We start from the raw sequence: 22,572 nt of genomic DNA, 5'->3' as shown, positions 1-22,572 counted from the left end.
GGACTGGCTCGGGTCACTCCTCCTCGTCACCGTCCTCGGGCGCGTCTGGGTCGCGGAAGGGACGCAGGCCCTGGCCGGGGGCGCTGGCGGTGATGTTGAACAGGTAGCGGCCCAGGAAGTTGATGTGCCGGTCCTTGAGCGGGGAGAGCCGGGCGACGTCCTCGTCCTTGATCTCGTGGCCTTCGGCGCGCAGCTGTGCCACGGCGGCGTCGAGGTAGCGGGTGTTCCACAGCACCACGGCGTTGAGGACCAGCCCGAGCGCGGCGAGCTGGTCCTCCTGGCCCTCGCGATACGCCTGGCGGATCTGGCCGCGGCCGCCGTGGCAGATCGCGCGGGCGAGCCGGTGGCGGGACTCCTGGACGGTGAGCTGCCGGTTCATCAGCCGCCGGTAGGTGTCATCCACGGGATCGATCAGGGCGAGCAGGTGTATGGTCTTGTCGATCCGCCCGTACTCGGCGAACGCCGCCCCCAGCGGGGTCGGGTGCCCCTCGCGGCCGAACATCCGCAGCAGGTCGTAGGCCCGCACCTGGTTGGTGATGAGTGACCCGGCCACCCGGAGCATGTCCGGCCAGTGCGTGGTGATCCGCTTGAGGTTGACCTTGTTGCAGGCCACGTCTTCCAGCGGGCCGTACCCGTCGGCCGGCTCCTCGCCGTCGGGCAGATCGGCCCGCCAGAACCGCTGGTCGTTCAGGTCGCGGAAGCGCGGGGCGAAGCGGAAGCCGAGCATCTTGTACAGGCCGAACGCCATGTCGGAGTAGGAGGCGTTGTCGGTGGCCACCATCTCCGGCTTCACTCCGCCGTCCAGGTTCAGCAGGGTGTCCAGGGTGTAGAGGCTGTCGCGCGGGGTGCCGCGCACGACCATCGCGCCGATCCCGGCGACCTGGTCGTTGACGGCGTTGAGCCAGGTCACGCCGCGTTTGTAGCCGTAATACTTGGGCGAGGGCCCGGTGTTGATGCTCTTGACCGGGACGACGAAGCGCAGACCGTCGACGGAGGCGAGCAGCCCGCCGCCCCACATCTGGGCCAGCTCGATGCGGGACTGCGCGCCGATCAGCGCGGCGTTCGCCGCGGCGATGGTGTCGGCGCGCACGTAGTTCTGGTCGACGTGCGAGAGACGCGAGCGGGTCAGCGCCTTGCTGTTCGGGTCGATGACCGGGGTCAGGCCGATGTTGCAGCTCTGGGAGACCAGCAGGGCGATCAGGGAGACGAGCAGGCCCTCCATGCGGGTGCGCCGGTCGGAGACGTGCTCGAAGAAGTCGAGGAACGAAGTCCAGGAGTGCACCTCGAACAGCAGGTCCGGCAGGTCGATCCTGGGCAGCATGGCCTCCGTGGTGGCCTTCAGCCAGGTCAGCGACTCCGGCTCGCCCTCCGCGCCGAGCTTGTCCACGCTCAGCCGGGCACGTCCCCCGCCCTCGGGGACGACGATCTCCACTTTCGCGTCGGCGCCAGCCTCTTCCAGGCGGTCGGCCATCTGCCGCCATGCCGCATCCAGCCCGCGCGTCAGCTGGGCCAGGTGCTCGGTCGCGTCCTCGGTCAGGGGCAGGCCCGCGAGCACGTCCGGGCGCATCGCATCCCACCGCGGACCGTCCAGCAGTCGGGCACGCGGGTCGGCCCACCGGTTCGAGGGGGCCGCGAAGACGTCACGCCGGTTCAGCGCGCGGTGCAGCTGCTCCAGCACGCACACCACATACGCGTCCCGGTCCACTGCGCCCTGGGGCAGCTTGGGGTTGGAGAACACCGCCCGGCGCCACATCGCGGGCACCAGGTCGGCGTCGACCTCGCGGGACAGCAGCGGCCGGTCCTTGACCCGGCGGCGCGAGAGCGCGGGCAGACGGCGCACCGCTTTCAGGACGCGCCGCCCGGCCGGCGCCGCGTCCAGCGCCTCCGACTCGCCCAGCAGGGACAGGAACGGGCGCACGGTGTTGTAGCGCAGGCCGAGCTTCTCGCGCATCGCGGCCTCGGCCGACCCGTCGTCCTCGGGCACCAAGACCTCCACTGTCGCGACGGCCCTGGCCACCGCCGTACGCGGCACGGCCTCCTCAACCGCCGCCCACAGCGCGGCGACGTCCAGGTCCGCGTCGTGCTCGGCGACCAGGTCCAGCTCCTCGGTGAGGATCTTCGACACCTTCGCCAGGATGCGCGCCGCCTTCTCCAGCTGCGGCAGCATCGCCAGCCGCTCCCGCTCCGAGGCCCGTCGGGCGGGGCTGATCAGCCGGTTCGCCATCAGCACCGCGAACAGGTCGAGGGCGTCATCGACCGCCTGCGCCTCCAACTGCCGCACCACCGCCGTCAGCAGCGCGGTGCGCCGGGGCTCCGGCGCACGCTCGATCGTCTGCGCCTTGCTCAGCTGCCCGTACCGGGCCAGCGTGGACAGCCGGTTCACCGGCACCCGCGACAGGTTCACCCGCCCGAGCGCGAATGCGGAGATCTCCTCCACCCGCTCCATCGCGCGGACCATCGCGGTGCCCGTCGACTTCACCGGCGGCGTGCGCAGCCGCTCCAGCTCCGAGACCCGCTTGCCCTCCGGCACCGCAAGCAGTTCAGCCAGCGCCGGCGCGAGCGCGGGATCGGCTCGGTGCGCGGCGCGGGCCACCGCCTCGTACAGGCGCCGCTCGGCCGCCGTACGGGCCTCCGACACCTGCCGGGCCAGCACCGACACCCCCGGCAGCAGCACCCGGTTCTTCCGCAGCCACGTCACCGCGTGGTTGAACAGAGCCACCGGCCCCTCGGCATGCGTCCACGCCCGCCCGTACAGGAACCCGCGAAACTCCCGCCCCCACCGCCGGTCGGTGAAGTCGCCGTACTGGAACCGCTCCTGGATCTCCTGTGCGTGCTCGTACGGAGTCCTGCGCCGCTCGGGGTACCGCTTCACGCACGAGGCGTCCTCGATGCCGAGCTGCCCGGCCAGGTACTCCACGACCTCCCACGGCACCGCCAGCGGATCGTCGCCCAAGAACCGGCCGATGTAGCGGACGGTGCAGATCTGCACCGCCATGCCCAGCCGGTGCGCGTTCGTACGCCGCAGCGCGATCAGGTCGCGGTCGTCGTCATCGAGGAAGAAGAACCGCTCCAGCTCCGGGCGCGTGGGCACCTCGGTGAACGTCCCGTACGCCTCGGCCTGCTCATCAGTCAGAAACTCCACCGGCACGAACCGGACCGTAGCCAGGGCCAACAGCCGCCCGGCGCCCTTTCCACGAACCCCAGCGGCAGGCACATCCCATGTGCTAGCCGACCATGATCAATCTCAACGGCACTTCCTGTACCGCAACTACTCACACCCGTGGCCCTGGACCGGACACATCACCGCTGCCCTCGACCGGCTCGCCCCACTCCCCACCCCCGGCTGACCAGACGTTCGCCCGTCCCGACGAGCAGCACCACCCCACCCGGAGCAGTGGAACCCGGCGCCCACCCGGCACGACAACCGGGCCGTCGAGCTGCCCGCCCTCACCCCCACAACCCAAAACGGTCCACCGACTCCGACGGCGAACCGCCATGCAAGATCGAGGCTAGGAGAGAACTGCGTTCAGCGCCTTCGCTATGAGGTCACGTGCAGTCGCCCCGTAAACGGCGATCCGGGACAGCTCCGCGAACGCCTTCAGGTAGGTGTGCACTTCACTGGGTGCGGTGATGTTCACCTCGGCCGTCAGGGTTTTCACGGCCACTTGGGCCTCATCGAAGGTGTAGAAGGCTTCCAACGGCCATACGGTACGCCGAGCCCCGAACGGGATGATCCCCAGAGACACGTTCTGCCTGCCCATGACCTCTTGCAGGTACCGGAGCTGTGCGACCAGCTCGGGCCCGTCGCAGACCCGGTAGCGAAGAACGGCCTCTTCGACCAGCAGGGCGAAGCGGTGGTTGCCCTCGTAGACAACACGGGAGCGGGCCAGCCGGGCCTGTACGGCGTCGGCCACGTCGTCAGGGGTGCCTTGGAAGGCCGTGATGGACCGCAGAATCCCCGTTGCGTACCCGGAGGTCTGGAGCATTCCGGGCAGGACGTTGGACGCGTAGACCCGGAAGTGAGTCGTCCGCTCGTACAGCGGGACGGTGCTCTCGTGTACCCGCCGCATCCCGTCCCGGTGGATCTGTCGCCACTGGACGTACATGGATTTGGCGGTTCGGGACGCGGCGATCAGGTCAGCCGCCTGCCCCGGCGCTCCGCAGGCTTCACACCACGCCCGAATGTCAGAGTCGGAGGGGGCCGTCTTGGCGCGTGCGATGCGGGAGGCCTTCGACTTGTGCCAGCCGCACCGCACGGCCAGCTCATGCCCGGTGAGCCCGGCGTCCCGCCGTATCCCGTCCAGACGGGAAGCGATGGTCTCACGGGCGGCCTGGGCGGTGGAGAGTGGTGTTTCGGGCATGAACTTGCTTGTCAGGCCCTGTACTTGTCGTGCGGGATGGCTCGTTCCCAGACGGCTTCGAAAGCGTCCGAGCAGAGGCCGGCTATTGCTTGATCATCGGTTTGATCGGTGTGGACCCAATGCCCCTCACCATCGAAAATGTTGAACTGAACGAGCCTTCCGTCGAACAGCCAGAAGTCGTTGCCCGGCAGGGAGAGCCCCGAGGCAAGTCGGCGCGGGAGCCAGCGGATTTCCTCGCCCGCCGCGATGTTGGTGAAGGTGAACGAGTGCTCGTAGCGGATGTACTCGCTCGGCGGTTCGCTCACGATGCGGGCGCGGCGCAGGCGGACGCCCTTGGCGGTGATCTCCTGAACGACATCGAGCCAGGGGCGCCACCAGGACTTACGGTCGTCCGGATCCAGTCGGTTGCCCTGTCGCCAGGCCACAAAGCGTTCGTCCTCGTCAGGGATGGCGTACACGTCGCGCATCTCGAGATGAACGGCGGACCGCTCGGCCGACCGGATCAAGTCGGTGAAGTTACTCAGGCTCTGCGCCATCAAGTGCCTCCCTCAGCAACGGAATCATGCGCTGCGGCAGCCGTACCACGCTCTCGTGCGCCGGGAGCGGGCTGTCCTGGAGGGTCCGGGTGGTCGTGTCGGCGTCGGCTGTCACGCCCTGAATGACGAGTTCCTTCCTCTCCTCGTCCACCCACACGGCCGGGCAGCCGTGATCTCCGGACTCAGGGTCTTTCCCGACGAACCGTAGACGCATAGCCCCTCCTCAAGTCGAGCTGGGTTGCGATTGGTTGCCCGCAGCCTCAGGGCGTTCCGGCTCGGGCGTCAAGGCTGCTCAGGGGGCACGTGCAACCACGTGCAACTTCTTGGACCGGCTGCTTGCCCGCGCTCTACCGTCGTCAGGCGGTTGTCACAACTCCGGGGAGACGCGATGCGCCACAAGACGACTCAGGGGCCGCCGGTAGACCTGCCGATGGGCTTCAACGCATGGTTGCTGGACTGCGCGCCGGTTGCCGACTGTGCGACGTGCCAGACCGAATGGCAGAGCCTCAAGGCCACCGAGGCGACTGGAGACATCGACCTGGCCGCCAAGCACGCCACGAACATCCGCGATCACTCCGGAGGCCACCGGTGACGACGGACATGCAAACATACCGGGACGGCAATAGAGCGGCCTCGAACGCGGCGGACGCCATCAAGGCAGCCTTGGTCGATCTGGGGCTTCCGGAAAGTGTCTGGGGCAGCGTGCGCCCAATGGTGACCCATAGCGGCAAGCCGTACGTGCACCTGGGCATGGTGCGCGCCGAGGCCGCCGAGCGGATCGCGGAAGCCATCCGGGCCTCCAGCCCTTCCTAACTCACCTGAGATCAAACCCGACTGTCGGTGTGCGGTGCGACAATCAGTCGCATGCCCGATGCGCTGCGCTCTCTGGACGACATGCTGGCCAACTCCGACGGTATGAGTGCTGACGAGGTTCACCGACTTCGTAGCGAGAAAGTACTCGGCACCACTGCGATCCTCCTTCATCAAGAGGGAGACGCCAAGGCCTCTGAGTTGGCCGCCATGCTCGCTGAGCTTGTGACGCTGGACCTGGAGTACAGCGAAACGGACTGGGGCGTGGATTTCTACGACGCGTACCTGGAAGTGGAGCCTCATCTCGTCCCACAGTTCACCCAGGAGAGCCTTGACCGGATCGAGGGAGAGATGCGGGCTGCCACACGCAAGGACAAGTTTGAGATCAAGGGCCTCTTTGTACGCCCGATCCTCCCGAGCGTGGGACTTGACTGGAGGAAGCAGCTCAAGGCGGTCGGCGGCCCGCGTCCCACCAATCAGGCGCGGCGCGTGCGTACAGAGCCACAGCATCCCGTGGAGGACGGGCTCCACTTCACGAATGAGTGGGAGCACGGTGTGTACCAAGTCCTGAAGGAACACCAGGTGAAGCTGCCGGACAACGACACGATCGGAATCGCGCCCCTTGGGGCCCTACGCGTCCGGAAGCACACATTCGAACCCGACTTCCTGATCACTTATCGCGGTCGGGTCGGTGCGATCGAGATCGACGGCCCCCATCACAAGGGTCGACGCTCGGACGATCAAAGTCGCGAACGGCTTCTTCGGAACGCAGGGGTCAGGCAGATTGACCGCATCGATGTGCGTGACGTCAGCAGCAAACAGGACGTGGAGAAGTTCGTGGTGGACTTCCTGAAACATCTGGCAAGCTGAGCGAGCCGTCCGGCGTTGACTCCGGCGCGACCACCTCACAAGTCTCCCGCTCAGATGTGCCGCTCGCTTCCCTCGGGACTTTGAGAAGCCAACGCCGCGTCAGCCGTCCCATGTCGTCCCAGGTGTCGGCCAGGCTATCGATGTCGGTCCGCGGGACGGTGATCCCCACCCGTCCTCCCCCCTCCTCCGCCGGGCGCACATGCTAACGTGCCGCTCCGTCAAGCCTCGGAGCGGCACGTTAGCCGATGTCAGTTGGCGGTCGCCTCGGCCGGGGTCTCCTCCGGAACCTCGGCCGCCTTCTCGGGGACCTCCGCCAGAGGCACCGTTTCCCGCCCCGGCAGCAGCACCGCCACCACGAGCGTCCCGATCCCCAGGATCACCGCCCCGATCAGGCTCGTACGGGCCACCGCGTCCGAGAACGACGCCCCCACGGCCTCCGCCATCCGCTGCGCGCCCGTCGCCAGGGACGACGCCTGCTGCTTCAGTTGGGCCGCCTGCTGCGGGTCCCCCGCCCCGGCCGCCTTCGCGGCGAGGGAGTGGGCCTTCTCGCCGATGGCCTGGGCCACCGCGTACCCGGCGCCCACCGAGTCCTGCGCCGTGGTGAGGGCGTCGGCCGGGAGGCCGGACCCCTTCGTCGCCGACGTCAGGTGGTCGTCGTACGACGTCGCCAGCAGCGAGCCCAGGATCGCGATGCCGAGGGAGCCGCCGAGTTCGAGGGACGTGTCGTTGACCGCGCCGCCCACGCCGAGTTCGGACTCCGGGAAGGCGCCCATGATCGCGTCGGTGCAGGGGGACAGGGCGAGGCCGATGGCGAGGCCCAGGACGACCAGGGAGGGGACGAAGTCGGCGTACGTCGAGCCCGCGTCGACCCGCGTCAGCAGCGCCAGCGCCACCGTGCCGGCGACCATGCCCGCGCCGACCGTCCAGCGCATGCCGACACGCGGGGTGAGACAGCCGGTCAGGGCGGAGCCGGCGAAGACGGCGCCGGCCAGCGGCAGCATGCGTACGCCGGTCTCCAGGGCGTCGTAGCCGAGGACGAACTGGAGGTGCTGGGTGAGGTAGTAGAACGCGCCGAAGACGGCCAGGAAGAACAGGGCGACCGCGAGGTTGGAGCCCGCGAAGCGGCGGTCGGCGAAGCGGCGTACGTCCAGGACCGGGCGCGGGTGCCGCAGTTCCCACAGGACGAAGGCGATCAGGCCCAGGCCCGCGACCACCGCCGCCGTCACCGCCCTGATGCCCCAACCGAAGTGCGGGCCCTCGATGATCATGTACACGAGCGCGGCGATCCACAGCACCGACAGCAGCCCGCCGACGTAGTCGATGCGCTCGTGGTGGCCCGCCCTGGACGGCGGTACGAGGACCAGCGCGCCCACGATCGCCACGGCGGCGACCGGCACGTTGATGAGGAACGTCGAGGCCCAGCCGTGGTCGCGCAGCAGCGCGCCCGCCAGGACCGGGCCGGCGGCGATGGCGAGGCCGGCCGTGGCCGTCCACAGGGTGATCGCCTTGACCCGCTCGGCGCGCGGGAAGGTCGCCGCGAGCAGCGAGAGCGTCGCGGGCATGATGAGCGCCGCGCCGACGCCCATGACCGCGCGGGCCGCGATGACCGTGGCCGAGGAGTCCGCGAGGTTGCCGAACACCCCGCCGCCGCCGAAGACGACGAGACCGAGGACGAGCGCCCCGCGCCGGCTGTACTTGTCGCCGATCGCGCCGAGCAGCAGCATCAGCGCCGCGTACGGGACGGTGTAGCCGTCGATGACCCACTGGAGGTCGGCGCTGGACAGCCCGAGGTCGCGGGTCATGTCGGGCGCGGCGACCGTGAGGGCGGTGTTGGCCATCACGATGATCAGCAGGCTGAGACAGAGCACGAGCAGCGCCCACCAGCGCCGGGCGTAGGGGCGCTCCATCCTCTCGACCGGTTCGTTCATGACGAGTCGCATGACAGCGGCTGACCTTCCTCGAAGCGGGCATGACAGGTACGTGCGCGGCAAGGTGCGCGCACGGACAGACACCTGCGCAGTCAGAAACTTGCACAGCGGCGTGCAATTGCACAACGATGTGCAATGTACGGTCTTGCACAGTGACGTGCAAGTCGAGAAGGTGTGCACAATGACTGCCATGACCACGGGTAACACCAGCCGCGCCGACGCCAACAGGCGCCACATCCTCGATGTCGCCCTCACCGAGCTGCTGCGCGACCCGGACGCCTCGATGGACCAGATCGCGCGCGCGGCGGGTGTCGTACGGCGCACGGTGTACGGGCACTTCCCGAGCCGGGAGGCGCTGATCGGCACGCTCGTGGACGAGGCGGTGCGGGTGCTGACCGACGCGGACGTGTGGGCCCGCGTCGACGAGGGCGGGCCGGCGGAGTCGGTGGCCCGCTCGGTGCTCGCGGTGTGGGAGATCGCCGACCGCTACCGCCTGCTGATCGCCCTCGCCCAGCGCACGGTCACCGTCCAGGGCATCCGCGACCGCCTCGCCCCGCTGCGCGAGGAGAAGACACGGGTGCTCCAACGCGGGCTCGACGAAGGGGTGTTCAGCTCACCACTGTCCGCCGCCGCGCTGGCCTTCGTACATGAGCAACTGCTCTTCGCGGTCATGGAGTCGGTGAACGAGGGTCTGCTCCCGCCCGAGGAGGCGGGCCGCGCTGCGGCGGTCACCGCGCTCACGGCGGCGGGCGTACCGGTCGGTGCGGCAACGGAGTTGGTGGCACGGGCGGGCCGTACGGAGTGAAGGACCGGCCGCCCGGCCCCGGTTCAGGCGGGGTCGGGCGGCCGGGGTCGGAGGACCCGCTACGGGCTCACGCCCTGGCGAGTTCCTTCCCGCCCTCCTCCTCGGCCGAAGGCGGCCGCTCCTCGTCCAGCGACGTCGTCTCGTCGAACGGCAGCTCTCCCGCGAGCACCCGGCGTACCCGCTCCGAGTCGATCTCCTTCGTCCACGTACCGATCAGCACGGTGGCGACCGAGTTGCCCGCGAAGTTGGTCAGGGCGCGCGCCTCGCTCATGAAGCGGTCGATGCCGACGATCAGGCCGATGCCGTCGACCAGCGCCGGCTTGTGCGACTGGAGACCGCCGGCGAGGGTGGCGAGACCGGCGCCGCTGACCCCGGCCGCGCCCTTGGACGCCAGCAGCAGGAAGAGCAGCAGCGGGATCTGCTCGCCGAGGGACATCGGGGTGCCCAGCGCGTCCGCGATGTACAGGGACGCCATGGTCATGTAGATCATGGTGCCGTCGAGGTTGAAGGAGTACCCGGTCGGCACGGTGATGCCCACGACCGCCTTGCTGACGCCGAGGTGCTCCAGCTTGGCGATGAGCCTCGGCAGCGCGGACTCCGAGGACGACGTGGACAGGATCAGCAGGAACTCGCGGGCGAGGTACTTCAGCAGCAGGAGGATGTTCAGCCCGGCGACGATCCGCAGCAGCGTGCCGAGCACCACGAAGACGAACAGCACACAGGTGACGTAGAAGCCGAGCATCAGCACGGCGAGGCTCTTCAGCGCGTCCAGGCCGGCCGAGCCGACGACGGCCGCTATCGCGCCGAAGGCGCCGAGGGGTGCTGCCCACATGACCATGGCCAGGATGCGGAAGACCAGCCGCTGGATGTGCTCGATGCCCCGCAGCACCGGCTGCCCGGCCGCGCCCATCGCCTGGAGCGCGAACCCGGCCAGCAGCGCGACCAGCAGGGTCTGCAGGACCTGGCCCTCGGTGAAGGCGGACACGAAGGTGACCGGGATGATCGACAGCACGAAGTCGACCGGGGGCAGCGCGTCGCCGGCGACCTGCGCGTGCCCGGTGTGGCGGAGCGCTTCGGTCAGGTGCAGGCCCTCGCCGGGGTGCAGGACGTTGCCGACAACGAGGCCGATGGCGAGCGCCACCAGCGACATCACGGTGAAGTAGCCGAGCGCGATACCGCCGACCGCGCCGACCTTCGCGGCCTTCCGCACCGAGCCGATACCGAGCACGATCGTGCAGAAGATGATCGGCGAGATCATCATCTTGATCAGGTTCACGAACCCGGTGCCGAGCGGCTTCAGTTCCACGCCCGCGTCGGGCCAGATCAGGCCCACGGCGATGCCGAGCGCGACCGCCGCGATGACGGCGATGTACAGGTAATGGGTCCGGTCCCGCTTCACGGCGGGGGCGGCTGGTGCCGTACCGGGGGTGCTGGCGGCCACGACTGCTCTCCTTGACGTCTTCGTCGGCATGACCGGCGTGCGACTCACGTCCGGGCGTTGCGGGGGATCGCGGAGACTATCTCCCGCCGTGTGAGCGCGGTCACCCTTCCGTTCATTGAGTTCACGTCATCGAGTTCACGCCCGGACGGACCGGCAGACTGCTGGCATGCGCGCCCCCGCCCTCCCCCGACCCCGCAGCCTGGCGGGCCAGTTGTTCACCATGCAGGCGGTGCTGGTCGCGGTGGTGGTGGCCGGGTACGCGCTGTTCACCTACGTCAACGACCAGCGCCAGGCCCGGGACGCGGCGGTGCGTCAGGTCACGGCGGTGGCCCGGTCCATCGCGGACGCCCCCTCGGTCCGCGCGGCGATCCGCACCCCGGACCCCTCGGCCGAGCTGGAGCCGTACGCGCTCCAGGTGATGCGGGACGCCGACGTCGACTTCGTCACGATCATGGACCCGGCGGGCATCCGCTGGACCCATCCGACCCGGGACGAGATAGGCCGGCGCTTCCTCGGCCGGACCGGCCCCGCCCTGCGGGGGCACACCTTCACCGAGACGTACACCGGCACGCTGGGCCCCTCCGTGCGCGCGGTGACCCCGGTGACGGACGGGGGCCGGGTGGTGGGGCTGGTCAGCGCCGGGATCAAGGTGGAGGCGATCAGCGCGCGGGTCCAGGACCAGGTGACGGCGCTGCTCGGGGTGGCGGGCGCGGCGCTGCTGCTGGGCGCGTTGGGCACGTACGTCATCAACGCGCGGCTGCGGCGGCACACCCACGGGATGAACGCGGCCGAGCTGAGCCGGATGCACGACTACCATCAGGCGGCGCTGCACGCGGTGCGCGAGGGGCTGCTGATGCTGGACGGGGGCTGTCGGGTGGCGCTGATCAACGACGGCGGACGGGAGCTGCTTGGGGTCGTCGGCGACGTCGTCGGCCGCTCGGCCGCGGAGCTGGGGCTGCCGGGGCCGCTCACCGGGGCGCTGCTGTCGTCCGAGCCCCGGGTGGACGAGGTGCATCTCACCGCCTCCCGCGTCCTGGTGGTCAACACCTCACCCGTGTCCGGCGGGGAGCACCGGGGTACGGTCGTCACGCTCCGGGACGTGACCGAACTCCAGTCACTGACCGGTGAGTTGGACTCCGAGCGCGGGTTCAGTCAGGCGTTGCGGTCCCAGGCGCACGAGGCGGCCAACCGGCTGCACACCGTGGTGTCGCTGATCGAGCTGGGGAGGGCGGAGGAGGCGGTGGAGTTCGCCACGGCCGAACTGGAGCTGGCCCAGACGCTCACCGACCAGGTGGTGGCGGCGGTCGGCGAACCCGTACTGGCGGCGCTGCTGCTGGGCAAGACCGCGCAGGCGCACGAGCGGGGCGTGGAGCTGGTCGTCTCGCCCGAGAGCCGGCTGGACGACGGCGTGCTCCCGGCGGACCTCGCGGTGCGCGACCTCGTCACCATCCTGGGCAACCTGACCGACAACGCGGTGGACGCGGCGCAGGGCAGCGCGGGGGCGCGGGTCACGGTGACGGCGTACGCGATCGGGGAGGCGCTGCTGCTGCGGGTGGCGGACACCGGGCCCGGTGTCGACCCGGCCCACGCGGACCTGGTGTTCCGGCGCGGCTTCACCACCAAGCCGGCCGGTCCGGGCGGCCGGGGTCTGGGGCTGGCGCTGGCCCGGCAGGCGGTCACCCGGCTCACCGGCACGCTGACGGTGACCGAGGCGGCGGGCGGCGGCGCGGTGTTCGAGGCCCGGCTGCCGCTGCGACCGCCCGCCAGGACGGGTGCCGCCCCGGCGCCGGGAGGCGGCGTATGACCCCCGAGCAGCCGCCCATCCGTGTCCTGGTCGTCGAGGACGACCCCGTGGCGGCGGACGCGCATGTGCTCTACGTCGGCCGGGTGCCGGGCTTCACGGCCGTCGGCCGGGCGGGCACCGGGGCCGCCGCCCGCCGGGTCCTGGACCGCACCCCGGTCGACCTCCTCCTGCTCGACCTGCACCTCCCCGACGTGCACGGACTCCAGCTGGCCCGCTCCCTGCGCGCGGCGGGCCATCAGGCGGACGTCATAGCGGTGACCTCGGCCCGCGACCTGGCGGTGGTCCGGGAGGGCGTCTCGCTGGGCGTCGTCCAGTACGTGCTGAAGCCCTTCACCTTCGCCACCCTCCGCGACCGCCTGCTGCGTTACGCCGAGTACCACGCGGCGGCGGGCGAGGCGAGCGGCCAGGAAGAGGTCGACCGGGCGTTGGCCGCCCTGCGCACCCCCGCGCCGGCCGCCCTCCCCAAGGGGCTGAGCGCGCCGACCCTGCAGCGCGTCACGGCGGCCCTCCGGCACTCCCCCGCCGGCCTCACCGCGGCGGGCGTCGCCGAATCCGTGGGCATCTCCCGGATCACGGCCCGCCGGTACCTGGAACACCTGGTCACCGTCGCCAGAGCGGCCCGCAGCCCCCAGTACGGCCAGGTGGGCCGCCCGGAACTGATCTACCGCTGGCTGTCCGAGGAGGAGGGACGGGGGCGGGGGCGCTGAGGCGGGCCCGCCAGGGCCTGTCCGGCCCTAGAAGACCGACTCCGCCTCGTCCATCCGGGAGAGCGGGACCGTCTTCAGCTCGGTCACCGCCTCCGCCAGCGGGACCATCGCGATGTCGGTGCCGCGCAGCGCGGTCATGCCGCCGAACTCGCCCCGGTGGGCGGCCTCCACGGCGTGCCAGCCGAAGCGGGTGGCGAGGACGCGGTCGTAGGCGGTGGGGGTGCCGCCGCGCTGGATGTGGCCGAGGATGACCGGGCGGGCCTCCTTGCCGAGGCGGCGCTCCAGCTCGTAGGCGAGGGCGGTGCCGATGCCCTGGAAGCGCTCGTGGCCGAACTGGTCGATGTCGCCCTTGCCGTAGTCCATCGTGCCGTCGAGCGGGTGGGCGCCCTCGGCGACGCAGATCACGGCGAACTTCTTGCCGCGCGCGAACCGTTCCTCGACCATCTTCATCAGGTCGGCCGGGTCGAAGGGGCGCTCGGGCAGGCAGATGCCGTGGGCGCCGGCGGCCATGCCGGACTCCAGCGCGATCCAGCCCGCGTGCCGGCCCATGACCTCGACCACCATGACCCGCTGGTGGGACTCGGCGGTCGTCTTGAGGCGGTCCATCGCCTCGGTGGCCACGCCCACGGCGGTGTCGAAGCCGAAGGTGCGGTCGGTGCCGGAGATGTCGTTGTCGATGGTCTTCGGCACACCGACGACCGGCAGGCCCGCGTCGGACAGCATGCGGGCGGCCGTCAGGGTGCCCTCGCCGCCGATCGGGATCAGCGCGTCGATGCCGAACTCCTCGGCCATGTCGGTGGCCCGTTCGCACGCCTCGCGCAGCCGGTCGCGCTCCAGGCGGGAGGAACCGAGGATGGTGCCGCCGAGCGCCAGGATGCCGCTGACCGCGTCCAGGTCCAGGGAGCGGTAGTGGCTGTCGAGCAGCCCCCGGTAGCCGTCCTCGAAGCCGATGACCTCGTCGCCGTAGTGCGCCACGGCGCGGTGCACGACCGACCGGATGACGGCGTTCAGGCCGGGGCAGTCGCCGCCTGCGGTGAGAACTCCGATGCGCATCGTGCCACGTCTCCTGCCCGTCATGGTGCTCGCTGTGGGTACCGGTGAGCCGTTCCGATTCTTTCACGGCCGCCGAAGAGGGGACGACCACCGGGCCCACCAGCGGGTACGGGGTCTCTGGAGCTGACGGGCGCCTTATCCAGCCGCGCAGGTATTGTCAAGAGGGTTGCGCTCACCTCGGGTGGGCGATTTCTGTGACAGCGTGCGGCGACGCCCGAAGAAGGACGCCGTACGAGCGAGGATCGGAGAGCACGCGTGACACGCAGCGTGTACGTGACCGGGATCGACCGGGGGGACGGCCGCCAGGTCGTCGACCTGGGGGTCATGGAGCTGCTGACCCGGCAGGTGGACCGGGTCGGGGTGTTCCGTCCCCTGGCGCACGACGGCCCCGACCGTCTGTTCGAGCTGCTGCGGTCCCGCTACCGCCTGAGCCAGGACCCCGGCACCGTCTACGGCATGGGGTACCAGGAGGCGTCAGCGCTCCAGGCCGAGCGCGGCACCGACGAACTCGTCTCCGCCCTGGTCGACCGCTTCCACCTGGTCGCACGCGACTACGACGTGGTCCTGGTCCTCGGCACCGACTTCGCCGCCACCCAGCTCCCCGACGAGCTGGCGCTCAACGCGCGCCTCGCCAACGAGTTCGGCGCGTCGGTGATCCCGGTGGTCGGCGCCCGCGAGCAGTCCGCCGAGTCGGTGCTCGCCGAGATCCGCAACGCCTGTCGCGCCTATGCCGGCCTCGGCTGCGACGTGCTCGCCATGGTCGCCAACCGGGCCGCCCGCGAGGACCGCGACGAGATCGCCGAGCGCCTCGCCGACCGGCTGCCGGTGCCCTGCTACGTGCTGCCCGACGAGCCCGCCCTGTCCGCGCCGACCGTCTCGCAGATCGCGCACGCGCTGGGCGCCGAGGTGCTGCTCGGCGACGACTCCGGCCTCTCCCGCGACGCGCTGGACTTCGTCTTCGGCGGCGCCATGCTGCCCAACTTCCTCGCCGCCCTGACCCCCGGCTGTCTGGTCGTGACCCCGGGCGACCGCGCCGACCTGGTCGTCGGCTCGCTGGCCGCGCACAGCGCGGGCACCCCGCCGATCGCCGGTGTGCTGCTCACCCTGAACGAGGTGCCGAGCGAGGAGGTCCTCACCCTGGCCGCCCGCCTCGCCCCAGGCACCCCCGTGCTGTCGGTGGCCGGCACCAGCTTCCCCACCGCCGGGCAGCTGTTCTCGCTGGAGGGCCGGATGACGGCCGCCACCCCGCGCAAGACGGAGACCGCGCTCGGCCTGTTCGAGCGGTACGCCGACACCGCCGACCTGGCCCGCAGGGTCTCGGCGCCCAGCGGCGGCCGGGTCACCCCGATGATGTTCGAGCACAAGCTGCTGGAGCAGGCCCGCTCCGACAAGCGCCGCGTCGTCATGCCCGAGGGCACCGAGGAGCGGGTGCTGCACGCGGCCGAGGTGCTGCTGCGCCGGGGCGTGTGCGACCTCACCCTGCTCGGCCCGGTGGACCAGATCCGCAAGAAGGCCGCCGACCTCGGCATCGACCTGGGCGACTGCCGGCTGATCGACCCGGCCACCTCCGAGCTGCGCGACTCCTTCGCCGAGAAGTACGCCGCGCTCCGCGCCCACAAGGGCGTCACCGTGGAACTGGCCTACGACGTGGTCTCCGACGTCAACTACTTCGGCACCCTGATGGTCCAGGAGGGCCTGGCCGACGGCATGGTGTCCGGCTCGGTGCACTCCACCGCGGCCACCATCCGCCCGGCCTTCGAGATCATCAAGACCAAGCCGGACTCCGCCATCGTCTCCTCGGTCTTCTTCATGTGCCTCGCCGACAAGGTGCTGGTCTACGGCGACTGCGCGGTCAACCCCGACCCGAACGCCGAGCAGCTCGCGGACATCGCGGTGGAGTCGGCGGTGACAGCCGCGCAGTTCGGCGTGGAGCCGAGGATCGCCATGCTGTCGTACTCCACCGGCACGTCCGGCTCCGGCGCCGATGTGGACAAGGTGCGTGAGGCGACCGAGCTGGCCCGCGAGCAGCGGCCCGACCTGAAGATCGAGGGCCCGATCCAGTACGACGCGGCCGTGGACGCCGCCGTGGCAGCGACCAAGCTGCCCGGCTCGGAGGTGGCCGGCCAGGCCAGCGTGCTGATCTTCCCGGACCTCAACACGGGCAACAACACCTACAAGGCCGTCCAGCGCTCGGCCGGGGCGATCGCGGTCGGCCCGGTCCTCCAGGGGCTGCGCAAACCGGTCAACGACCTCTCGCGCGGCGCGCTGGTGCAGGACATCGTCACCACGGTCGCCATCACCGCGATCCAGGCGCAGGCGCCGGCCGAAAGGACTTACCCGCAGTGACCCCGACCCGTGTACTCGTCCTCAACTCCGGCTCGTCCTCGCTGAAGTACCAGCTCCTGGACATGCGGGACAGCAGCCGTCTCGCGGTGGGCCTCGTGGAGCGGATCGGCGAGCAGACCTCCCGGCTGACGCACACCCGGCCGGCCACCGGCGAGACCCGCGAGCAGAGCGGCCCGATCGCCGACCACGAGACCGCGCTGAAGTCGGTCGCCGGGGAACTGGCCCGCGACGGCCTGGGCCTGGACTCGCCCGAACTGGCCGCGATCGGGCACCGGGTGGTGCACGGCGGCATGTTCTTCACCGAGCCCACCGTCATCGACGAGTCGGTGCTCACCGAGATCGAGCGGCTGATCCCGGTCGCCCCGCTGCACAACCCGGCCAATTTGACGGGCATCCGTACCGCCATGGCGCTGCGCCCCGACCTGCCGCAGGTCGCCGTGTTCGACACCGCGTTCCACACCTCGATGCCGGAGTCCGCGGCCCGGTACGCGATCGACCCGGCGATCGCCGACCGGTACCGCATCCGCCGCTACGGCTTCCACGGCACCTCGCACGCCTATGTGGCGCGGGAGACCGCGCGGCTGCTGGGCAAGGCACAGGAGGAGGTGAACGTCATCGTGCTGCACCTGGGCAACGGCGCCTCCGCCTCGGCGGTCGAGCGGGGCCGGTGCGTGGACACCTCGATGGGGCTGACCCCGCTGGAGGGGCTGGTGATGGGTACCCGGTCCGGTGATCTGGACCCGGCCGTCATCTTCCATTTGGCCCGTGTCGGGGAAATGTCCATGGACGAGATCGACACTCTCCTCAACAAGAGGAGCGGTCTGTTCGGGCTGTGCGGGGACAATGACATGCGGGAGATCCGGCGTCGGGTGGACGAGGGCGACGAAGCGGCGGCTCTCGCCTTCGACATTTACATTCACCGCATCAAGAAGTACATCGGCGCCTATTACGCCGTACTCGGCTCGGTGGACGCTGTCGCGTTCACGGCCGGGGTCGGGGAGAACGCGGCGGCCGTGCGTTCGGCGGCGGTCGCGGGCCTGACGGGCCTGGGCCTGGCCGTGGACGAGGAGCTGAACGCCGTACGGAGCGGGGAGCCGCGGCTCGTCTCGCCCGGGGACGCCCGGGTGGCGGTCGCGGTGGTGCCGACCGACGAGGAACTGGAGATCGCCACCCAGACCTACGCACTGGTCGGAGCGGCAGCGGGAACGGCGGCAGGAAAGGAAGGCTGAACATTACACCGCAGTAACACGCCTGAGCGCCTGTCCGCCCATTTGTCTCTCCGCCGGCCGGAATATTCCGCAGTGAAACAAACCGATAGGATCGCCTCATGCGCCGTTCGAAAATCGTCTGTACTCTCGGCCCCGCGGTCGACTCCCACGACAAGCTCGTCGCCATGATCGAGGCGGGCATGAATGTGGCCCGTTTCAACTTCAGTCACGGCACCCAGGCCGAGCACCAGGCGCGGTACGACCGCGTCCGGGCCGCCGCCAAGGAGACCGGCCGCGCCATCGGCGTGCTGGCCGACCTCCAGGGCCCGAAGATCCGGCTGGAGACCTTCGCCGAGGGTCCGGTGGAGCTGGAGCGCGGTGACGAGTTCGTCATCACGACCGAGGACGTACCGGGCGACAAGCACAGCTGCGGTACGACGTACAAGGGCCTGCCGGGTGACGTCTCGCGCGGCGACCAGATCCTGATCAACGACGGCAACGTCGAACTGAAGGTCGTGGACGTCGAGGGCCCGCGGGTGAAGACGATCGTCATCGAGGGCGGTGTCGTCTCCGACCACAAGGGCATCAACCTGCCCGGCGCGGCCGTCAACGTGCCCGCGCTGTCCGAGAAGGACGTCGAGGACCTGCGCTTCGCTCTGCGCATGGGCTGCGACATGGTCGCCCTCTCCTTCGTCCGCGACGCGGGGGACGTGCAGGACGTCCACAAGGTGATGGACGAGGAGGGCCGCCGGGTCCCGGTGATCGCCAAGGTGGAGAAGCCGCAGGCGGTCGAGAACATGGAGGACGTCGTGATGGCGTTCGACGGTGTGATGGTCGCCCGTGGTGACCTCGCCGTCGAGTACCCGCTCGAGAAGGTCCCGATGGTGCAGAAGCGCCTGATCGAGCTGTGCCGGCGCAACGCCAAGCCGGTGATCGTGGCGACCCAGATGATGGAGTCGATGATCACAAACTCCCGGCCGACCCGCGCCGAGGCGTCCGACGTGGCCAACGCGATCCTGGACGGCGCGGACGCGGTCATGCTGTCGGCCGAGTCCAGCGTGGGCGCGTACCCGGTGGAGACCGTCAAGACGATGTCGAAGATCGTCAAGGCGGCCGAGGAGGAGCTGCTCTCCAAGGGCCTCCAGCCGCTGGTGCCGGGCAAGAAGCCGCGTACGCAGGGTGGTTCGGTGGCCCGTGCGGCGGCCGAGATCGCCGACTTCCTGGGCGGCAAGGGCCTGATCGCGTTCACCAAGTCCGGTGACACCGCGCGCCGGCTCTCCCGCTACCGCGCGGCTCAGGCGATCCTGGCCTTCACCACGGACGAGGGCACCCGCAACCAGCTCACGCTGAGCTGGGGCGTGGAGTCGCACGTGGTGCCGTTCGTGAACACCACGGACGAGATGGTGGACATGGTCGACCAGGAGCTGGCCAAGCTGGGCCGTTTCAACGACGGCGACACGGTCGTCATCACCGCCGGTTCGCCCCCCGGGGTTTCCGGCACCACCAACATGGTCCGGGTGCACCACGTGGGCGGCGGCGACCGCAACTGACGTTCCGCCCGACATGACCGTGGCCCGGTCTCCCTCCGCTTGAGGGGGACCGGGCCACGGTGCTGTGTGGCTCCCGGACGGGCTCATGGTTCCGGTTCAGTCGATGTACTGGTGGAGGTGGGGGATGCTCAGCGTGCCGCCGAACTGACCGGCCTGGCGGACCGTCACATCGGTGAAGAGGATTTCGGGCGGGTTCAGCGGCGGCGGGCTGTCCGGGGTGAAGGTCAGCGGGAACAGACCGAGCAGCTTCCCCGAGATGCTCTCGGTGTACATCACCGTGGGGCCGCCCTTGATCGTGGACGTCGTGCCCTTGCCGGCCTGGACGTGGTACGTCTTGCCGCTGGCCTTGTCCGTGACCGTCTGGTGCAGATCGCCGATCTCGCTACCGCCCGAGATGACGTACTTCAGCACCCTCTTGGTCCTGCCGCTGGAGGTCCTTACCTCGACGATGCCCTTGTAGTCGGCTTGGTGGAGCTTCAGCGAACTGGCTCTGAGGAACCAGGGGTCGTCCGGGAGCAGCACCTTGTTGTCCACGCCGCCGACGGCGTCGGTGGCCTTCTCGCAGTTCTCCGGATCGGCGGAGGCGCTGGCGGAGGGGCTGGGCGTGGCGGACGCGGAGGCGGAGGCGGACGCCTCGGGGCTCTGCGTGGCCTCGTCCGACGGTTCGTCGGCCCCTACGCCCTGCTTGCCGGCGGACCTGCCCCCGCCCCTGCCCGCGTCGCCCTGGCCCGCGTCGCCGGGAGCGGCGGGCGCCGACGACGAGGAGGCGGTGGGCGCCGGTTCGGGAGCGGCCTCGGACTCGGACGGTGCCGGTGCCGGAGCCGGCGTCGAGGTCGCGGTCGGTGTCGGCGTCGAGGTCGCAGTCGGCGTCGGGGTCGGCGTGGGGGACTTCTCGGCGCCGGTCAGCACATCGCCGATCGCGTCCCCGACTGAGCCGAGCACGCCGCCCCCGGAGTCCTTCGCACTCGCCGAGGGTGACTCGGTGGCGGCATAAGGCTTCGCGGAGGTCACGGCCGCCGGCTCGGAGGAGGCGGGCGCGGGCTCGGGGGCGGCCTCGTCGCCGGAACCTGAATCCGGCGGAGAGGCGTTCCCGTCCTTGACGCTGTCGGAGCCGGCGCCCTTGTCGTCCTGGGCGCCCTTGGCGTCGGTGGCCTTGTCGCCCTTGGCGCCGTCGTCCTTGGCGTTCTCGGACTCGCTCGCGGACGGCGACGGGCCGGCGGAGTCCTCGGCCTGGTCGCCGCCGAGGGCGGCCACGCAGTCCTTGTACTCGTCCGCCAGCTTCGCGTTGGAGGGCTGGTCACGGGCGGCGGCCAGCGTGGGCGTGAACCCCATGCCCATGAGCACGGCTGTCGGCATCGCCGCCATGGCTATGGCCTTGCCGGCGGGCACGTGCAGCCGGTTCAGCAGCGGCTTGCGCGGCGCGGCGTGACGCGGGCCGGTTCTCTCCCGCTCCGGCGTCGCCGCCGCGATCTGACCGCGGGCCTCGTCAGCCTGCACGGTACCCCCCGTTGGAGTCGTCGGTCCGGGCACTCTGCGCGGGCACGCCCCCGGACAGCGGGGCGTGCTCGTCGCCCGCGAGCGGAGCCGGGACGTATCCCGTGCCGGTGTCGGCCGGGGCGTCCCCGGTGACCGGGGCAGCCTTCCTGGCCGGTGCCCAGGCGATGGACAACGCGCCGCCGAGCAGCGCCAGTACGAAGCCCACGACGAAGCCACCGATGTTGGAGACCACCAGGGACACCAGCGCCAGCAGGATCGCCGCGACGCCCGCGAAGATCCGGGTGGCCTTCTGGAACCACATGGTCAGGCCAAGGGTGACCAGAAGAATCCCGATGATCAGCGAACCCGCGCCGGCGGTCGTCGCCATGGCGACCGCCATGGTGCCCAGTTTCAGCGTGGCGTAGGGGAAGTAGGCGATCGGCAGTCCGCCGAGCAAGGTGAACAGACCCGCCCAGAACGGCCGGCCACCCCGCCAGTCACGGAATCGCAGGCGCAGCCGGGTGAAAGTCGCGACGCTCTGGACCGGAGTCTCGGCACTCATGGAAAACAGCTCCCTGGGTCCGGTGGTAGTTCATACCGGCTAGGCCGTACGGGTGGAGAAGCCGGAAGGTGTGAGTCTGCGGTGCGGGGGCCCGGTGCCTGGCACCGGACGGGGATGGAGAGGCGGAACGGAAGGCGGGGAAGCTCGCGCTTCCCCGCCCCTCCCGGCCACGGTTCAGCCGGCTGGGAGTGACCTGAGGGCCGGAGCCGTCAGTAACATTCCATCTTCGGGTCGAAGCCGAGGCGCATCTTCAGGCCGTTGAGCGTGAAGGTGCCCGCCGTGGTCGCCCACGCCGTCTGCTCGACGTCGTAGAGGTCGGCCGACTCCGCCTGCTGGGCGAAGCCGCCCGGCAGGGTGGTCTGGTCCTTGACGTCCGGGCCACGAGTCTTGTCCTTGACGGCAACACCGATGTCGATGTTGTGGAACTCCGCGGTGGCGTCGAGCTGAGCGACGTCGATGTAGAGGTTCTCCGCCGTGACCTTGTGATTGTCGTCCGGACCGGCGTCCAGCCGGAGGTAGACCGTCTTCCCTATGAGAGGGATCTCCGTCTTGACCGACTGGCACATCTTCGTGATCTCGGCCGTCTTGAACGACGAGATCGCGACCGGGTGGATCGTCTTGGCCTTGCCCTCGGTCGTCGTGTAGCCGCTGTCGATGCCGCCGTACTGGGCGAAGCCGTCACCGTGCAGATGCTGGGCGCCGACCTTGAACTCCTGGCCGGAGACGCTGAAGGACGCCGCGAGGGCACCCTGCGCCAGACCCATACCGACACATGCCGCGGCAGCGACGCTGGGCACCATGACCACGGCGAAGCGCTTCCATCTGGTCCCGCCACGCACCTGGGACTCCATATTTCCTCCTTCTCGGACGTACATCTCCTGTCCCGGGATCGCCCCAACGGGCGGCTCGGCCGGGCAGGGATGGGAGAAGTGCTACGTCCTCGGGAAGGGGAGCGCCAGGCGTCCGGCGGAGCGAATCCGCGCCCGCACGACCGGCGTTCACCCCCGAGCGACAACCACTGGTCATGCCTGACGCACATCACGCACAACCTTCGGGACAGGCTTCACCGGGAGGGTGAAGACCCCCCTGTCCCAGAGCCGGCGCCACTGCCGCCG

At 70.3% G+C, this 22,572-nt stretch carries 19 protein-coding genes; 9 read left to right on the top strand and 10 right to left on the bottom strand.

From position 1 onward, the window contains the following. Positions 1–13 precede the first annotated feature (13 nt). The 4 genes from ACFWN1_RS06770 to ACFWN1_RS06755 all read right to left on the bottom strand — a co-directional run bounded on the left by ACFWN1_RS06770 (position 14) and on the right by ACFWN1_RS06755 (position 5,111). Positions 14–3,148, bottom strand: a complete 3,135-nt coding sequence (locus ACFWN1_RS06770) for a Tn3 family transposase (RefSeq protein WP_384358933.1) — start codon at positions 3,146–3,148, stop codon at positions 14–16. A 361-nt stretch (positions 3,149–3,509) separates the two neighbouring features. Further along, positions 3,510–4,361 carry a helix-turn-helix domain-containing protein gene (locus tag ACFWN1_RS06765; protein ID WP_384358931.1) on the bottom strand — a complete coding sequence of 284 codons (852 nt, stop codon included), beginning with the start codon at positions 4,359–4,361 and terminating at the stop codon, positions 3,510–3,512. Positions 4,362–4,372: 11 nt separating this feature from the next. After that, positions 4,373–4,897, bottom strand: coding sequence for a DUF6879 family protein (locus tag ACFWN1_RS06760; RefSeq protein ID WP_384358929.1), 525 nt, complete (start codon positions 4,895–4,897; stop codon positions 4,373–4,375). Next, complete coding sequence (locus tag ACFWN1_RS06755) at positions 4,878–5,111, bottom strand: hypothetical protein (protein WP_384358927.1); 234 nt, start codon at positions 5,109–5,111, stop codon at positions 4,878–4,880. The genes ACFWN1_RS06760 and ACFWN1_RS06755 overlap by 20 nt, the downstream gene beginning before the upstream one ends. Positions 5,112–5,285: 174 nt before the next feature. Here ACFWN1_RS06755 and ACFWN1_RS06750 point away from each other — a divergent pair, with 174 nt between their 5' ends. From ACFWN1_RS06750 to ACFWN1_RS06740, 3 genes are read left to right on the top strand one after another with little or no spacing between them, the layout of a single operon-like run. Then, on the top strand, positions 5,286–5,489 hold the full coding sequence (locus tag ACFWN1_RS06750) for a hypothetical protein (RefSeq protein WP_384358925.1): 204 nt from the start codon (positions 5,286–5,288) through the stop codon (positions 5,487–5,489). Then, positions 5,486–5,710, top strand: coding sequence for a hypothetical protein (locus ACFWN1_RS06745; protein ID WP_384358923.1), 225 nt, complete (start codon positions 5,486–5,488; stop codon positions 5,708–5,710). Before ACFWN1_RS06750 ends, ACFWN1_RS06745 begins: the two co-directional genes overlap by 4 nt. Positions 5,711–5,761: 51 nt before the next feature. Further along, positions 5,762–6,577 carry a hypothetical protein gene (locus ACFWN1_RS06740; protein WP_384358921.1) on the top strand — a complete coding sequence of 272 codons (816 nt, stop codon included), beginning with the start codon at positions 5,762–5,764 and terminating at the stop codon, positions 6,575–6,577. Positions 6,578–6,825: 248 nt separating this feature from the next. On the opposite strand, the gene ACFWN1_RS06735 is transcribed toward ACFWN1_RS06740, so the two are convergent. Continuing rightward, entirely contained in the window at positions 6,826–8,517 is a 1,692-nt protein-coding gene (locus tag ACFWN1_RS06735; RefSeq protein WP_384358919.1) for an MFS transporter, read from the bottom strand. A gap of 169 nt (positions 8,518–8,686) precedes the next feature. Here ACFWN1_RS06735 and ACFWN1_RS06730 point away from each other — a divergent pair, with 169 nt between their 5' ends. Then, positions 8,687–9,310: a TetR/AcrR family transcriptional regulator gene (locus ACFWN1_RS06730; RefSeq protein ID WP_384358917.1), complete on the top strand. Its 624-nt coding sequence runs from the start codon at positions 8,687–8,689 to the stop codon at positions 9,308–9,310. 67 nt (positions 9,311–9,377) lie between these two features. Here the strand turns inward: ACFWN1_RS06730 and ACFWN1_RS06725 are convergent, their stop codons facing one another. Next, positions 9,378–10,781, bottom strand: coding sequence for a cation:dicarboxylate symporter family transporter (locus ACFWN1_RS06725; RefSeq protein ID WP_384358915.1), 1,404 nt, complete (start codon positions 10,779–10,781; stop codon positions 9,378–9,380). A 136-nt stretch (positions 10,782–10,917) separates the two neighbouring features. Between ACFWN1_RS06725 and ACFWN1_RS06720 the strand changes: the two genes are divergently transcribed. Both ACFWN1_RS06720 and ACFWN1_RS06715 read left to right on the top strand, forming a co-directional pair. Further along, the gene (locus ACFWN1_RS06720) at positions 10,918–12,555 is read left to right on the top strand and encodes an ATP-binding protein (protein ID WP_384358913.1); all 1,638 of its coding nucleotides are present in this window, start codon (positions 10,918–10,920) and stop codon (positions 12,553–12,555) included. Continuing rightward, the gene (locus ACFWN1_RS06715) at positions 12,552–13,262 is read left to right on the top strand and encodes a response regulator (protein ID WP_384358911.1); all 711 of its coding nucleotides are present in this window, start codon (positions 12,552–12,554) and stop codon (positions 13,260–13,262) included. The genes ACFWN1_RS06720 and ACFWN1_RS06715 overlap by 4 nt, the downstream gene beginning before the upstream one ends. Before the next feature lie 27 nt (positions 13,263–13,289). Here the strand turns inward: ACFWN1_RS06715 and ACFWN1_RS06710 are convergent, their stop codons facing one another. Next, complete coding sequence (locus ACFWN1_RS06710; RefSeq protein WP_384358909.1) at positions 13,290–14,315, bottom strand: ATP-dependent 6-phosphofructokinase; 1,026 nt, start codon at positions 14,313–14,315, stop codon at positions 13,290–13,292. Between the two features lie 255 nt (positions 14,316–14,570). Here ACFWN1_RS06710 and pta point away from each other — a divergent pair, with 255 nt between their 5' ends. The 3 genes from pta (at position 14,571) to pyk (ending at position 19,419) form a co-directional block, all read left to right on the top strand. Then, positions 14,571–16,661, top strand: coding sequence for a phosphate acetyltransferase (pta, locus tag ACFWN1_RS06705; RefSeq protein ID WP_384358907.1), 2,091 nt, complete (start codon positions 14,571–14,573; stop codon positions 16,659–16,661). Continuing rightward, positions 16,658–17,890: an acetate kinase gene (locus ACFWN1_RS06700; RefSeq protein ID WP_384358905.1), complete on the top strand. Its 1,233-nt coding sequence runs from the start codon at positions 16,658–16,660 to the stop codon at positions 17,888–17,890. Before pta ends, ACFWN1_RS06700 begins: the two co-directional genes overlap by 4 nt. 98 nt (positions 17,891–17,988) lie before the next feature. Then, positions 17,989–19,419, top strand: coding sequence for a pyruvate kinase (gene pyk / locus ACFWN1_RS06695; protein WP_384358903.1), 1,431 nt, complete (start codon positions 17,989–17,991; stop codon positions 19,417–19,419). Between the two features lie 96 nt (positions 19,420–19,515). Here the strand turns inward: pyk and ACFWN1_RS06690 are convergent, their stop codons facing one another. The 3 genes from ACFWN1_RS06690 to ACFWN1_RS06680 form a co-directional block, all read right to left on the bottom strand. Continuing rightward, positions 19,516–20,916 carry a hypothetical protein gene (locus tag ACFWN1_RS06690; RefSeq protein WP_384358901.1) on the bottom strand — a complete coding sequence of 467 codons (1,401 nt, stop codon included), beginning with the start codon at positions 20,914–20,916 and terminating at the stop codon, positions 19,516–19,518. After that, on the bottom strand, positions 20,906–21,457 hold the full coding sequence (locus tag ACFWN1_RS06685; RefSeq protein WP_384358899.1) for a DUF6114 domain-containing protein: 552 nt from the start codon (positions 21,455–21,457) through the stop codon (positions 20,906–20,908). The genes ACFWN1_RS06690 and ACFWN1_RS06685 overlap by 11 nt, the downstream gene beginning before the upstream one ends. Before the next feature lie 209 nt (positions 21,458–21,666). Beyond that, positions 21,667–22,308, bottom strand: coding sequence for a DUF6230 family protein (locus ACFWN1_RS06680; protein ID WP_384358897.1), 642 nt, complete (start codon positions 22,306–22,308; stop codon positions 21,667–21,669). Positions 22,309–22,572 lie beyond the last annotated feature (264 nt).

Source organism: Streptomyces sp. NPDC058459 (assembly GCF_042721685.1).
Classification (GTDB): Bacteria; Actinomycetota; Actinomycetes; order Streptomycetales; family Streptomycetaceae; genus Streptomyces.
Note: the sequence above shows the minus strand (reverse complement) of the source record. Positions and strands in the feature narration are given on the sequence as shown.

Excerpts from the sequence above, each read along its gene's own strand:
- ACFWN1_RS06765 (WP_384358931.1), bottom strand. The coding sequence starts at position 4,361 with ATGCCCGAAACACCACTCTCCACCGCCCAGGCCGCCCGTGAGACCATC.
- ACFWN1_RS06760 (WP_384358929.1), bottom strand. The coding sequence starts at position 4,897 with ATGGCGCAGAGCCTGAGTAACTTCACCGACTTGATCCGGTCGGCCGAG.
- ACFWN1_RS06755 (WP_384358927.1), bottom strand. The coding sequence starts at position 5,111 with ATGCGTCTACGGTTCGTCGGGAAAGACCCTGAGTCCGGAGATCACGGC.
- ACFWN1_RS06750 (WP_384358925.1), top strand. The coding sequence starts at position 5,286 with ATGCGCCACAAGACGACTCAGGGGCCGCCGGTAGACCTGCCGATGGGC.
- ACFWN1_RS06740 (WP_384358921.1), top strand. The coding sequence starts at position 5,762 with ATGCCCGATGCGCTGCGCTCTCTGGACGACATGCTGGCCAACTCCGAC.
- ACFWN1_RS06735 (WP_384358919.1), bottom strand. The coding sequence starts at position 8,517 with ATGCGACTCGTCATGAACGAACCGGTCGAGAGGATGGAGCGCCCCTAC.
- ACFWN1_RS06730 (WP_384358917.1), top strand. The coding sequence starts at position 8,687 with ATGACTGCCATGACCACGGGTAACACCAGCCGCGCCGACGCCAACAGG.
- ACFWN1_RS06725 (WP_384358915.1), bottom strand. The coding sequence starts at position 10,781 with ATGCCGACGAAGACGTCAAGGAGAGCAGTCGTGGCCGCCAGCACCCCC.
- ACFWN1_RS06720 (WP_384358913.1), top strand. The coding sequence starts at position 10,918 with ATGCGCGCCCCCGCCCTCCCCCGACCCCGCAGCCTGGCGGGCCAGTTG.
- ACFWN1_RS06715 (WP_384358911.1), top strand. The coding sequence starts at position 12,552 with ATGACCCCCGAGCAGCCGCCCATCCGTGTCCTGGTCGTCGAGGACGAC.
- ACFWN1_RS06710 (WP_384358909.1), bottom strand. The coding sequence starts at position 14,315 with ATGCGCATCGGAGTTCTCACCGCAGGCGGCGACTGCCCCGGCCTGAAC.
- pyk (WP_384358903.1), top strand. The coding sequence starts at position 17,989 with ATGCGCCGTTCGAAAATCGTCTGTACTCTCGGCCCCGCGGTCGACTCC.
- ACFWN1_RS06685 (WP_384358899.1), bottom strand. The coding sequence starts at position 21,457 with ATGAGTGCCGAGACTCCGGTCCAGAGCGTCGCGACTTTCACCCGGCTG.
- ACFWN1_RS06680 (WP_384358897.1), bottom strand. The coding sequence starts at position 22,308 with ATGGAGTCCCAGGTGCGTGGCGGGACCAGATGGAAGCGCTTCGCCGTG.